This window comes from Aeromicrobium marinum DSM 15272 (assembly GCF_000160775.2).
GTDB lineage: Bacteria > Actinomycetota > Actinomycetes > Propionibacteriales > Nocardioidaceae > Aeromicrobium > Aeromicrobium marinum.
This window is the reverse complement of record NZ_CM001024.1, coordinates 1,477,824-1,489,611: the sequence shown is the minus strand read 5'-3', so window position 1 is coordinate 1,489,611 and position 11,788 is coordinate 1,477,824. Positions and strand designations below refer to the sequence as shown.

Annotated in this window: 10 protein-coding genes; 9 read left to right on the top strand and 1 reads right to left on the bottom strand. The window is 73.3% G+C overall.

The features are described from left to right. Positions 1–376, top strand: a 376-nt coding sequence (ftsL, locus tag HMPREF0063_RS07600; protein ID WP_007078080.1) for a cell division protein FtsL, incomplete at its 5' end; no start/stop codon positions are given. Beyond that, positions 373–2,121, top strand: a complete 1,749-nt coding sequence (locus tag HMPREF0063_RS07595) for a peptidoglycan D,D-transpeptidase FtsI family protein (protein ID WP_007078079.1) — start codon at positions 373–375, stop codon at positions 2,119–2,121. The genes ftsL and HMPREF0063_RS07595, both read left to right, overlap by 4 nt. A gap of 65 nt (positions 2,122–2,186) precedes the next feature. On the opposite strand, the gene HMPREF0063_RS07590 is transcribed toward HMPREF0063_RS07595, so the two are convergent. Next, a complete protein-coding gene (locus tag HMPREF0063_RS07590; protein WP_007078078.1) occupies positions 2,187–2,516 on the bottom strand; it encodes a histone-like nucleoid-structuring protein Lsr2 in 330 nt (109 codons plus the stop codon). An 80-nt stretch (positions 2,517–2,596) separates the two neighbouring features. On the opposite strand from HMPREF0063_RS07590, the gene HMPREF0063_RS07585 reads away from it, so the two are divergent. Genes HMPREF0063_RS07585 through murC form a run of 7 tightly spaced genes read left to right on the top strand, consistent with a single transcriptional unit; the run spans position 2,597 to position 11,777 of the window. Then, the gene (locus HMPREF0063_RS07585) at positions 2,597–4,108 is read left to right on the top strand and encodes a UDP-N-acetylmuramoyl-L-alanyl-D-glutamate--2,6-diaminopimelate ligase (protein WP_007078077.1); all 1,512 of its coding nucleotides are present in this window, start codon (positions 2,597–2,599) and stop codon (positions 4,106–4,108) included. Further along, entirely contained in the window at positions 4,105–5,481 is a 1,377-nt protein-coding gene (locus HMPREF0063_RS07580; protein WP_007078076.1) for a UDP-N-acetylmuramoyl-tripeptide--D-alanyl-D-alanine ligase, read from the top strand. Before HMPREF0063_RS07585 ends, HMPREF0063_RS07580 begins: the two co-directional genes overlap by 4 nt. 45 nt (positions 5,482–5,526) lie before the next feature. Further along, positions 5,527–6,591 carry a phospho-N-acetylmuramoyl-pentapeptide-transferase gene (gene mraY, locus HMPREF0063_RS07575; protein WP_007078075.1) on the top strand — a complete coding sequence of 355 codons (1,065 nt, stop codon included), beginning with the start codon at positions 5,527–5,529 and terminating at the stop codon, positions 6,589–6,591. Then, positions 6,573–8,060, top strand: a complete 1,488-nt coding sequence (gene murD / locus HMPREF0063_RS07570; RefSeq protein ID WP_007078074.1) for a UDP-N-acetylmuramoyl-L-alanine--D-glutamate ligase — start codon at positions 6,573–6,575, stop codon at positions 8,058–8,060. The genes mraY and murD overlap by 19 nt, the downstream gene beginning before the upstream one ends. A 4-nt stretch (positions 8,061–8,064) precedes the next feature. Continuing rightward, a complete protein-coding gene (ftsW, locus tag HMPREF0063_RS07565; protein WP_007078073.1) occupies positions 8,065–9,270 on the top strand; it encodes a putative lipid II flippase FtsW in 1,206 nt (401 codons plus the stop codon). A gap of 3 nt (positions 9,271–9,273) precedes the next feature. Continuing rightward, positions 9,274–10,377, top strand: a complete 1,104-nt coding sequence (gene murG, locus HMPREF0063_RS07560) for an undecaprenyldiphospho-muramoylpentapeptide beta-N-acetylglucosaminyltransferase (RefSeq protein ID WP_007078072.1) — start codon at positions 9,274–9,276, stop codon at positions 10,375–10,377. After that, a complete protein-coding gene (gene murC / locus HMPREF0063_RS07555) occupies positions 10,374–11,777 on the top strand; it encodes a UDP-N-acetylmuramate--L-alanine ligase (protein WP_007078071.1) in 1,404 nt (467 codons plus the stop codon). The genes murG and murC overlap by 4 nt, the downstream gene beginning before the upstream one ends. Positions 11,778–11,788 lie beyond the last annotated feature (11 nt).

Sequence of the window (11,788 nt, the reverse complement as noted above, 5' to 3'; positions counted from 1 at the left end):
GGCCGCCCGCGCCCGGGTGCTGCGCGTCGTCGCACCGGCCCGCAGCCGGGCGCGTCAGGCGCCCTTCGTCGCCGTCGTCGCCGCCCTGCTGTCGGCCGGGCTGGTCGGGCTGATCGTCACCAACACCGCCCTGCAGGACCAGTCGTTCCGACTGGCCGAGCTGTCGGGTCAGGCCGCGGACCTGCGCATCCAGCAGCAACAGCTGCAGCGCGACGCCGAACGCCGGTCCGGACCGTCGGCTGTCGCCGCCGCGGCACTGCGGCTGGGCATGGTGCCCAACGCCAACCCGGTCTTCCTCCGCCCGTCCGACGGGGCCGTGATCGGCGTCCCGCAGCCGGCCGAGGGCAACACCAACGTGGCGGGGGTGAACCCGTGACCCGCCGGCAGGTGCTGACCCGGCGCCGCCTGCGTTTCGGTCTCGTCGTGATCATGGTGATGTTCGCGGTGTTCGGGGTCCGGCTCCTGCAGATCCAGGGCTTCGACACCAGCGCCTACGCCGCCATGGCGTCCGACGCGGGGACCCGCTCCACCCTCGTCCCTGCCGAGCGGGGCGAGATCCTGGACCGCAACGGGGTCCCGCTCGCGAGCAGCGTCAGCGGACTGACCCTCACCGCCGACCCGCAGCTGACGGCCGAGAACGCCCCCGAGATCGCCAGCATCCTGCGGGAGCAGCTCGGTGACCAGATCGACTACTTCGCCACGATCGACCAGCTGCGCACGCCGGACTCGCGGTTCGTCTACCTCGTCAAGGACATCCCGGCTTGGTCGGCCGAGCAGGCGCTGACCGCACTGCGGGAGGCCGGCCTGGCCGGTGTCTTCAGCGAGAAGGAGAGCCTGCGCACCTACCCGGCCGGTTCGCTCGCCGCGAACCTGCTCGGCTACCTCAACGACGAGGGCAACGGCGTCGCCGGGTTGGAGCAGCAGTACCAGGACCGGCTCGCGGGCACCGACGGCACCAGCACCGACGTCGTCTCGCCCACGGGTCAGCGCATCCCGCTCGCCGACAGCGACGTCGTCGCGATGGTGCCCGGTGAGGACGTCGTCACGACGATCGACCGCGACCTGCAGTGGTACGCCGACCAGCGCCTGGCCGAGGCCGTGCAGGGGGCGGGGGCCGACTGGGGCCTGGCCGTGACGATGGACGTCCGGACCTGCGAGATCGTGCAGCTCTCCCAGGTGCCGACGTTCGACGCCGACACGCGGTCGGACATGAACGACTCCCGCACCGTGGCCAGGAGCCTGCAGACGGTGTACGAGCCCGGCTCGGTGATGAAGACGATCACCATGGCGGCGCTCGCCGACCAGGGCAAAATCGCCCCCGAGACACCGATCGTCGTCCCCGGCGGCATGGTGATCGACAACTTCCCCATCGGCGACTACTGGGAGCACGGCACCCTGCAGCTCACCGCCGCCGGGGTCGTCGCCAAGTCGTCCAACCTCGGCACCATCGTGGCGGCCCAGCAGATGGACGACGCCACCATGCACGACTACCTGACCCGGTTCGGGTTCGGTCAGCCCAGCGGGGTGGACCTGCCCGGCGAGTCGGCCGGCATCCTGGCCGACCACGCCGGGTGGACCCGCGCGAACCACGCCACCATCTCGTTCGGGCAGGGCATCTCGGTGACGGCGATGCAGGTGGTGCGGGCGGTCGGCGCCATCGCCAATGCCGGCTCGATCTGCGAGCCGACCGTGGTCGCGGGGTTCCAGGACGCCGAGGGTCACCGGACGGACGCGCCGGTCGACGAGCCGCGCCAGATCATCTCCACCGAGGCCGCCCGACAGGTGACCCGGATGATGGAGGCGGTGACCGCTGACGACGGCACTGCGCCGGCGGCCCAGATCCCCGGGTACCGCGTGGCCGGCAAGACCGGCACCGCGTGGCGCGTGGACCCGGCCACCGGCCGCTACATCAGGGGCCAGAACACGGTCTCGTTCGTCGGGTTCGCCCCGGCCGACGCGCCCCGCTTCCTCACCTACATCGTGCTGGACCGGCCGCACTCCAACGCCGGCGGTGGCTCCACGGCCGCCCCGGTGTTCCACGACATCATGTCGATGGCGCTGGAGCGGTTCGGCGTCGTGCCGACGGGCGCGCCGAGTCCCGTGGTGCCGCAGGAGTGGTGACGGGCCGGCCGTGAGGGGCCACTCGTGAAGGTGCAGTCGTGAGCCGGCGCGACGGCGTCCCGGCGTCAGTGCGCGGCGGTGTAGGCCTCGGAGATCGAGGCCGGGATGCGGCCGCGCGAGGGGACGTCGAGACCCTGCTCGACCGCCCAGGCCCGGACGTCCTTCGGGGCGGGCCCCGAGGCGGCACCCGTCGACCCCGTGCGCCGGCCGCCGGCCGCGCGCCGGGCCAGGGCCGTGTACGGAGCGAGCACGTCACGCAGCGCGGTGTGCTCGGACTCGGTCAGGTCGATCTCGTACCCCACCCCGTCGAGCGCGAAGTACACGGTGGGTCCGGCCGTCGTGATCTCCTCGCCGCTCAGGTCGGAGAAATAGGCCGATATCGTCTTCTTTGCCATGAATTCGACTTTATCGGGGAAAGTCCGATAACCACAATGCCGCTTCCTCCGGCTCCGGCTCACGGCGATAGGCTCCTGCGATGACCGACCTGCTCCGTCACCGGCCGACGACCCCGCCGTCCCGCGGACTGGTCGAGGTGGCCCGGCAGTTGGGTGTCCGGCCCCCGCCGGTCGACCCGAGCGTGACCGGCCTGACGCTCGGCACCTCCGACTGCTGTCCCGGTGACCTGTTCGCGGCCGTCCCGGGAGGTCGGGCCCACGGCGCGGCCTACGCCGACCAGGCCGCCGAGCGCGGTGCGGTCGCCGTCCTGACCGACCCGGCCGGAGCCGCGGTGCTCGACGCCACAGAAGGGGCCGCCCGGCGGCTGCCGCGGGTGGTGGTCGACGACCCGCGAGAGGTCCTCGGGCGCCTCGGCGCGTGGCTGCACGACCACCCCACCTCCGCCTTCACGACCCTCGGGGTCACCGGCACCCAGGGCAAGACCACCACGACGTACCTCGCCGAGTCGGCCGTCGGCGGGACCGTGGGGGTGATCGGCACGATCGGCACCAGGATCGGGGGCCGCCCGGTCGCCTCGAGCCTGACGACCCCCGAGGCGCCGGCGCTCCAGGCACTGTTCGCGGTCATGCGCGAGGAGGCCGTCGACGTCTGCGCCATGGAGGTCTCCAGCCACGCGCTCGTGAAGGGACGGGTCGACGGGTTCGCGTTCGACGTCGCGGTGTTCCTGAACCTCGGGCGTGACCACCTCGACTTCCACGACGACCTCGCCGACTACTTCGACGCCAAGGCGATGCTGTTCACGCCCGACCATGCCCGGCGCGCGGTGGTGAACGTCGACGACGACCACGGTCGGCGGCTGCTGGACCGCACCGATCTGCCGGTGACGACCTTCTCCACCGACGGGCGCGCGGCCGACTGGCGCGCTGCCAACGTCCGCCCGCACCGACTGGGGACCGACCTGGAGGTGCTGGGTCCTGCGGGCCTGGAGATCGACCTGTCCGTCCCGCTGCCCGGCCGGTTCAACGTCTCCAACGCCCTCGCGGTGGTGGCGGCCCTGGCGCCGGAGGGACACGACCCGGCGGACCTGGCGGCCGGGATCGCGGCGAGTCCCGGTGTGCCGGGCCGGATGGAGCGGGTCGACCGCGGTCAGCCGTTCACCGCCGTCGTCGACTACGCGCACAAGCCCGATGCCGTCACGGCGGTCCTGACGGCCCTGCGCCCGGTGACCCCGGGACGCCTGGTCATGGTGATCGGTGCCGGCGGCGACCGCGACCACGGCAAGCGGCCCCTGATGGGGGAGGCGGCCGCGCGGCACGCCGACCTGGTCGTGGTCACCGACGACAACCCCCGCAGCGAGCGGCCGGCGGCGATCCGGGCCGACCTGCTGGCCGGTGCCCGTGGAGGTCCGGCAGAGGTGGTCGAGATCGGCGACCGGCGTGAGGCGATCGCCCACGCCGTCGCCGGTGCCCGGCTGGGCGACACCGTGGTCGTCGCCGGCAAGGGGCACGAGCAGGGCCAGGAGATCGACGGGGTGGTGCACCCCTTCAGCGACCGCGCCGTGCTCGAGGAGCTGCTCGGGGCGACGCCGTGATCGAGCTGGACCTCGAGGGGATCGCCGCGGCCACAGGCGGGACCGCCCACGGACGGGCACGGGTCACCGGACCGGCGACGATCGACTCCCGCGACGTGCCGCCCGGCGGCCTCTTCGTGGCGATCCCGGGGGAGCACGTCGACGGGCACGCCTACGCCGAGGCCGCGGTACGGGCCGGTGCCGCGGCCGTGCTGTGCACCCGCCCGGTGGCGGCGCCGCACGTGCTGGTCCCCGACGCCACGGTGGCGCTCGGCCTGCTCGCGCGGGCGACCCACGACCGGCTCGACCGGCTCAGCACCGTCGGGCTGACCGGCTCGAGCGGCAAGACCAGCACCAAGGACCTGCTCGCGCACGTCCTGGAGCCGCTCGCGCCGACCGTCGCCCCGACCGGGTCGTTCAACAACGAGCTCGGGGTGCCGCTGACCGTGCTGCGGGCGGATCCCTCGACCCGCTACCTGGTCGTGGAGATGGGGGCCCGCGGTCGAGGTCACATCGCCGCGCTCTGCCGGATCAGTCCACCCGACGTCGCGGTCGTCCTCAACGTCGGTACGGCCCACCAGGGCGAGTTCGGCAGCGTCGACGACACGGCGGTGGCCAAGGGTGAGCTGGTCGAGGCGCTCGGCCCCGGGGGGACCGCGGTGCTCAACGCCGACGACCCACGGGTCGCGGCGATGGCGGGCCGTACCGCCGGACAGGTGCTGACCTTCGGGCGCGGCGGTGACGTCCGGCTCGTCGACCTGTTGACCGACGCCGCCGGCCACCCCCGGATCACCCTGGCCCACGGGCCCGACCGCGAGACCTTCGTGCTGCCGCAGATCGGCGGGCACCACGGGTCCAACGCCGCGGCCACGGCCGCGGTGGCCGTCGCCCTCGGCGTCGACCTGGCGACCGTCGCCGCCCGGCTGGCCACGGCCACCGTCCGGTCCCCCCACCGGATGGCGCGGCACGTGCGGCCGGACGGGCTGGTCGTCGTCGACGACTCGTACAACGCCAACCCCGAGTCGGTCGCGGCCGCCCTGCGCTCGGTGGCCGACCTGGGCGCCCCCGGCGACGGTGGCCGCACCGTGGTCGTGCTGGGGGAGATGCTGGAGCTCGGGGCGGACTCCGCCGACCACCACCGGCGGATCGGGGCGCTCGCCCGTGAGCTCGGGATCGGGCTGGTCGTGGCCGTCGGGCCCGGAGCCTCACCGGTGGTCGAGGGCGCGGGAGCTCTCGCGACCGGCGTGCCGGATGTCGCAGCCGCGGTCGAGCTGCTGCACGAGCAGGTGGGTCCCGGCGACCTGGTGCTGGTCAAGGCGTCGCGAAGTGCCCGACTCGAGCGAGTCGTCACCGCATTGCTGGCCGACGCACGGCATACTTCCGAGGGGGTCTGAGGCTCCAGAGCGCCCATCCACCGACGACCGAGAGGACGCCCCACGATGTTGGCCATCCTGATCGCCGGTGGGATCAGCCTGTTGGTGACGTTGCTGGGCACCCGGGTCGCGATCCGCGTGCTGGTCGCCAAGAACTACGGGCAGCTCATCCGCGACGACGGGCCGACGTCGCACCACACCAAGCGCGGCACGCCCACGATGGGTGGTCTCGTCATCATCCTGGCGGTGCTGCTCGGGTACGCAGCGGCCAAGATCGCCACCGGGTTCGCCCCGAGCGCGTCGGCCTGGTTGCTGCTGTTCCTGTTCTGCGGTCTCGGGGCGATCGGGTTCCTCGACGACTACATCAAGATCTCCCGCCAGCGGAGCCTCGGCTTGCGCAGCAAGGCCAAGATGATCGGGCAGATCGCCGTGGGCCTGGTCTTCGCGGTGCTGGCCATCCGCATGGAGGACGAGTCGGGCCGGACCCCGATCACGCGGTTCGTGAGCTTCACGCGCGACCTGCAGGGCTGGGAGCTGCCCACCGTGCTGCTGGTCCTGTGGGTGCTGCTGCTGGTCGCGGCGACGAGCAACGGGGTCAACCTCACCGACGGCCTCGACGGCCTGGCCACCGGCGCCTCGGCCATGGTGTTCGGCGCCTTCGTGCTGATCAACATCTGGCAGAGCAACCAGAACTGCAGCACGTTCCCCGGGCCGAAGTGCTACGAGGTCCGCGACCCGCTCGACCTGGCGGTGGTGGCCTCGGCCCTCACCGGCGCCTGCGTCGGCTTCCTGTGGTGGAACGCGTCACCGGCGAAGATCTTCATGGGTGACACCGGCTCCCTGTCGCTCGGTGGCGCGATGGCCGGCTTCGCCCTGATGACCCGCACCGAGCTGCTGCTCATCGTGCTCGGCGGACTCTTCGTCGCGATCACGGCGTCGGTGATCCTGCAGGTCGGCTACTTCAAGCTCTCCGGGGGCAAGCGGATCTTCCGGATGGCTCCGCTGCAGCACCACTTCGAGCTGCTCGGCTGGGCCGAGATCACGATCGTGGTCCGGTTCTGGCTCATCAGCGCGCTCTGCGTCGCGACCGGCCTGGGCATCTTCTACTGGGAATGGGTCTCCGGCCTGTGACCGGGAGCGCGTCCTCAGGACCCGACCCGACCACCCTGGGGCGGGAGTCCTGGGAGGGGGTCCGTGCGGTCGTGGCCGGTCTCGGCGTGAGCGGGTACGCCGCGGCGGACACCCTGCTGTTCCTCGGTGCCGACGTGACCGTGGTCGACGACGTCGAGCCGCAGGGCGCCGCCGCCGAGAAGGCCACGCTGCTGGAGATCCTGGGTGCAGACATCCGCACGGGTGCCGGATCGTCGTCGTCGCTCCCCACCGGTCCCTCCGCGCCGACGCTGGTCGTGACGTCGCCCGGCTGGTCGCCCTCGACGCCGATCCTGGTCGAGGCCGCCGGTCGCGGCCTGCCGGTGTGGAGCGAGGTCGAGCTCGCCTGGCGGCTGCGGGGCGAGGACGCGGCACCGTGGCTCGGCGTGACCGGCACCAACGGCAAGACCACGACGGTGCAGATGCTCGACGCCATCCTGCGGGCCGACGGTCTGCGCAGTGCCGCCGTCGGCAACGTCGGGCGTCCGGTCCTCGAGGCCGTCATGGATCCGGAGCCGTACGACGTGCTGGCGGTCGAGCTGTCCAGCTACCAGCTGCACTGGTCGTCCTCGCTGTCGTGCCGCGCCAGCACCGTCCTGAACGTCGCGCCGGACCACCTGGACTGGCACGGGTCCCACGTGGCCTACGCCGCGGCGAAGGGGCGCATCTACCAGCACGCCCAGGTCGCGTGCGTGTACAACGTGCAGGACCCTGCCACCGAGCAGCTCGTGGTCGACGCCGAGGTGGTCGAGGGGTGCCGGGCGATCGGCTTCACCCTCGGTCTGCCCGGTCCCGGCATGATCGGCCTGGTCGAGGACGTCATGGCCGACCGGGCGTTCGTCGTCGACCGGCAGTCCAACGCCGCCGAGCTCGGCACCCTCGCCGACCTTGCCACGCCGGCCGGTCCGGCCGCACCGCACGTGGTGGCCGACGCCCTGGCGGCCGCGGCGCTCGCGCGGGCCCACGGGGTGTCCCAGCGGGCCGTCCGCGACGGCCTGCGCGGCTTCAGCCCCGACGCCCACCGCATCGCCGACGTCGCGACCATCGACGCGATCCGGTACGTCGACGACTCCAAGGCCACCAACCCGGCGGCGGCGCTCGCCTCGCTGCGGTCCTTCGACCACGTCGTCTGGATCGCCGGGGGACTGGCGAAGGGTGCCACCTTCGACGACCTCGTCGGCACGGCCCGCGAGCACCTGCGCGGCGTCGTGCTCATCGGCACCGACCGCGACGTGGTGCGCGACGCGCTGCGCCGACACGCGCCGGAGGTGCCGGTGATCGAGGTCCTCAACGGCGAGACTGATCTCATGGACCGGGTCGTCGACGCAGCGACGTCGCTCGCGCGCAGCGGCGACGTGGTGCTGCTGGCGCCCGGGTGCGCGTCGATGGACCAGTTCCGCGACTACGCCCACCGCGGGGACGCCTTCGCCGACGCCGTCCGCCGGCGGTGACGGCGTGACCACCGCCGCCGAGCGTCGCCCCGCGCTGGTCGAGGCCGCCCGTCGGACCCTCGACCGCCCGCTGGCCTCGTACCAGCTCGTGCTGGGCACCGGTGCCCTGCTGGTCGGGCTCGGGCTGGTCATGGTCCTCAGCGCCAGCTCGGTGCTGGCCTACCGCACCTACGACAACTCCTACGCGATCGTCATGCGGCAGGGACTGTTCGCGACCCTCGGGCTGGTCGGCGCCGTCGTCGCCGCGAAGATGCCGCTGCACGTCGTCAAGCGGCTCTCCGGGCTGGCGCTGGTCGGGGTGGTCGCGCTCATCGGACTGACCCTGGTGCCGGGCATCGGGGTCGAGGTCGGCGGCAACCGCAACTGGCTGCCGCTGCCGGGCGGTTTCCAGCTGCAGCCGTCGGAGTTCGCCAAGCTGGCCCTGGTCATCTGGATCGCGACCATCTACGCGGGCCGGCAGAAGCGGCTGCGGTCCAAGCGGTCGACCCGGGCGATGATGCTGCCCGTCGTGCCGATCGCCGGCGGCGTGGCGCTGCTCATCGTCGCCCAGAAGGACCTCGGCACGGCCCTGGTGCTGTTCTCGATCCTCGCCGGCCTGCTGTGGTCGGTGGGTCTGCCCGGTCGTCACCTCGCCGCGGTGTTCACCGCGCTGGGGGTGGGTCTGGTCTTCTTCGTGGCGACCGCGCCGCACCGGGTGTCGCGCATGTTGAGCTTCCTCAACCCCATGGCCGACCCCGAACAGGCCGGGTACCAGTCGATCCACTCCATGATGGCGCTGGCGACCGGCGGGTTCTGGGGGGTCGGTCTGGGCGGCAGTCGGCAGAAGTGGGGTTCGCTGCCCAACGCCCACACCGACTTCGTCATGTCCGTCGTCGGCGAGGAGCTGGGCCTGTTCGGGTCCTTCGTCGTGCTGGCGCTCTTCGTGCTGCTGGCGGTCGCGGGCATCCGCATCGCGATGCGCACCACGGACCCGTTCGCCCACTACGTCGCGATCGGCATCACGATCTGGCTCAGCGTGCAGGCCATCATCAACATCGGCATGGTGCTGGGCCTCCTGCCGGTCATCGGCATCCCGCTGCCGTTCATGTCCTACGGCGGGTCGAGCCTGCTGGTCACCATGGTCGCGCTCGGTCTGCTGGCCAACTGCGCCCTCACCGAACCCGGGGCGCGCCGCGCCCTCGCGGCCGGCCGGCGTCCCCGGAGGCGATGAGCCGTGCGCGTCCTGCTGGCCGGCGGCGGTACCGCCGGACACACGTCACCGCTGCTCGCCACCGCCGAGGTGCTGAGCGAGCGGGGTGCCGAGATCACCTGCCTGGGCACCCCCCGAGGGCTCGAGGTCACGCTCATCCCGCGGGCCGGGTACCCGCTCGAGCTGGTGCCGCCGGTCCCGCTGCCGCGCCGACCCGGCGCCGACCTGGCCAAGGTCCCCGTGCGACTGCGGCGCACCGTGGCCGCCGCGACCGACGTCGTCGACCGGGTCCGGCCCGACGTCGTGGTCGGGTTCGGCGGCTACGTCTCGGTGCCGGCGTACCTGGCGGCCCGCCGACGGGGGGTGCCCATCGTGGTGCACGAGGGCAACGCCCGTGCGGGCATCGCCAACCGCCTCGGAGCCCGGTTCACCCCGCACGTCGCGACGAGCTTTCCCGGCACCGACCTGCCCGGCGCCGACTGCATCGGACTCCCGATCCGGCGGCAGATCTCGGGGCTGGACCGTGCCGCCCTGCGGGCGGAGGGACGCCGGCACTTCGGCCTCGACCCCGATCGTCCGACGCTGCTGGTCACCGGTGGTTCGCAGGGCGCCCGGCGCATCAACCTCGCCGTGTCCGGAGCGGCGCGTGACCTCGCGGCCGCCGGCATCCAGGTGCTGCACGCGGCGGGCCGCACCGAGGAGGCCGACCCGAACCGTCGCGACGGCGACCCCCCGTACGTGGTCACCGACTTCATCGACCGCATCGACCTGGCCTACGCCGCGGCCGACTTCATCGTGTGTCGCTCCGGCGCCAACACCGTCACCGAGGTCGCCGCCACCGGACTGCCGGCCGCCTTCGTCCCGCTGCCGATCGGCAACGGTGAACAGGCGCTGAACGCCCATCCGGTGGTCCAGGCCGGGGGAGCGCTGCTGATCGACGACGCGGCCTTCACCTCCGCCTGGGTCGACCAGGCGGTCGTCCCGCTCCTGCTGGACCCCGACCGGTTGCAGCACATGGGACGCGCCGCGGCCGACCTGCTGCCGCGCGACGCCGACGAACGACTGGCCGACCTGGTCGAGGTCGCGGCGGCCGCCGGTCCCCGCCGCCCACGCAGGGGGCCCGGGTGAGGATCGCCGTCCCGTCGACGATCGAGCCGCCGGAGGAGCTCGGCGCCGTGCACTTCGTCGGGCTGGGCGGTGCGGGCCTGTCCGCGATCGCCCGGCTGATGCTCGCGCGTGGTGTGCCGGTCAGCGGCAGCGACGCCCAGCCGTCGGCCGTGCTCGACGCGCTCGCCCGGGACGGCGCGGTGACGCACGTGGGTCACCACGCCGACCACCTGGGCGGGGTCAGCACGGTCATCGCGTCGACCGCGGTGCGCGACGACAACCCCGAGATCGTGGAGGCGCTGCGACGCGGCCTGAGGCTGTGGCCCCGGTCGGCGGGTCTCCGCTCGGTCATGGACGGGCACACCACGGTGGCCGTCGCCGGGACGCACGGCAAGACCACCACGACCGCGATGCTGACCTGTGCGTTGGTCGGGGCCGGCGTCGACCCGTCGTTCGCGATCGGTGCCGAGGTCGCCAGTCTGGGCGCCAACGCCCGGCGGGGCACCGGAGAGGTGCTGGTGGCCGAGGCCGACGAGAGTGACGGGGCCTTCCTCGTCTACCACCCCGCTGCGGCGGTCGTCACCAACGTCGACGCCGACCACCTCGACACGTGGGGCACCGAGGAGGCCTACGCCGCGGCGTTCACCGAGTTCATCGGCACCGTCGCCGAGTTCGTGGTGCTGAGTGCCGACGACCCGGGGGCCCGGGCCCTGGCGGCCCCGGCCGCCGAGCGCGGACTGGAGGTCCTGCTCGCCGGCTTCGCCGACGACGCGGAGGTCCGCGGCACCGACGTCGTCGTGGACGGCACCCGCTCGACGTTCACGGCCTGGCGTGGCCGCGAACGGCTGGGGCCGGTCGAGCTGGCCGTCCCCGGCGACCACTACGTCCAGGACGCCCTGATGGCTCTGGCCGCGGGCCTGCGGCTGGGCGCCGACCCGCACGGGCTGGTGGCCGGCCTGGCCACCTACACCGGGGCCCACCGACGCATGCAGCCGCTCGGCGAGGTCGCGGGGGTGCGGGTCTACGACTCCTATGCCCACCACCCGACGGAGATCCGTGCCGACCTGGCCGCGGCCCGCCAGGTCGCCGGCGACGACCGCCTCGTCGTGGCCTTCCAGCCGCACCTGGTCAGCCGTACCCGGATCTTCGGCGCCGCGATGGGCGCCGAGCTGTCCGCCGCCGACCTGGTCGTCGTGGCCGATCTCTACCTCGCCCGGGAGGACCCCGACCCGCAGGTCGGTGCGGAGCTCGTCGCCGACGCGGTCGTGGGCGTCCCGGTGCTGCTCGGCGGGGCGGTCGCCGACCTGCCGGCCCTCCTGCTCGACCACCTGCGTCCCGGCGACCTGCTGCTGACGCTCGGTGCCGGCGACATCACGACGGCCGGCCCGGTCGTCCTCGACCTGCTCCGCGCCCGCGCATGAGGAACAGGGCA

Bases quoted from the DNA above. Each gene is read 5' to 3' on its own strand.
- murD (WP_007078074.1), top strand. From the start codon at position 6,573: ATGGGTCTCCGGCCTGTGACCGGGAGCGCGTCCTCAGGACCCGACCCG.
- mraY (WP_007078075.1), top strand. From the start codon at position 5,527: ATGTTGGCCATCCTGATCGCCGGTGGGATCAGCCTGTTGGTGACGTTG.
- HMPREF0063_RS07590 (WP_007078078.1), bottom strand. From the start codon at position 2,516: ATGGCAAAGAAGACGATATCGGCCTATTTCTCCGACCTGAGCGGCGAG.
- HMPREF0063_RS07585 (WP_007078077.1), top strand. From the start codon at position 2,597: ATGACCGACCTGCTCCGTCACCGGCCGACGACCCCGCCGTCCCGCGGA.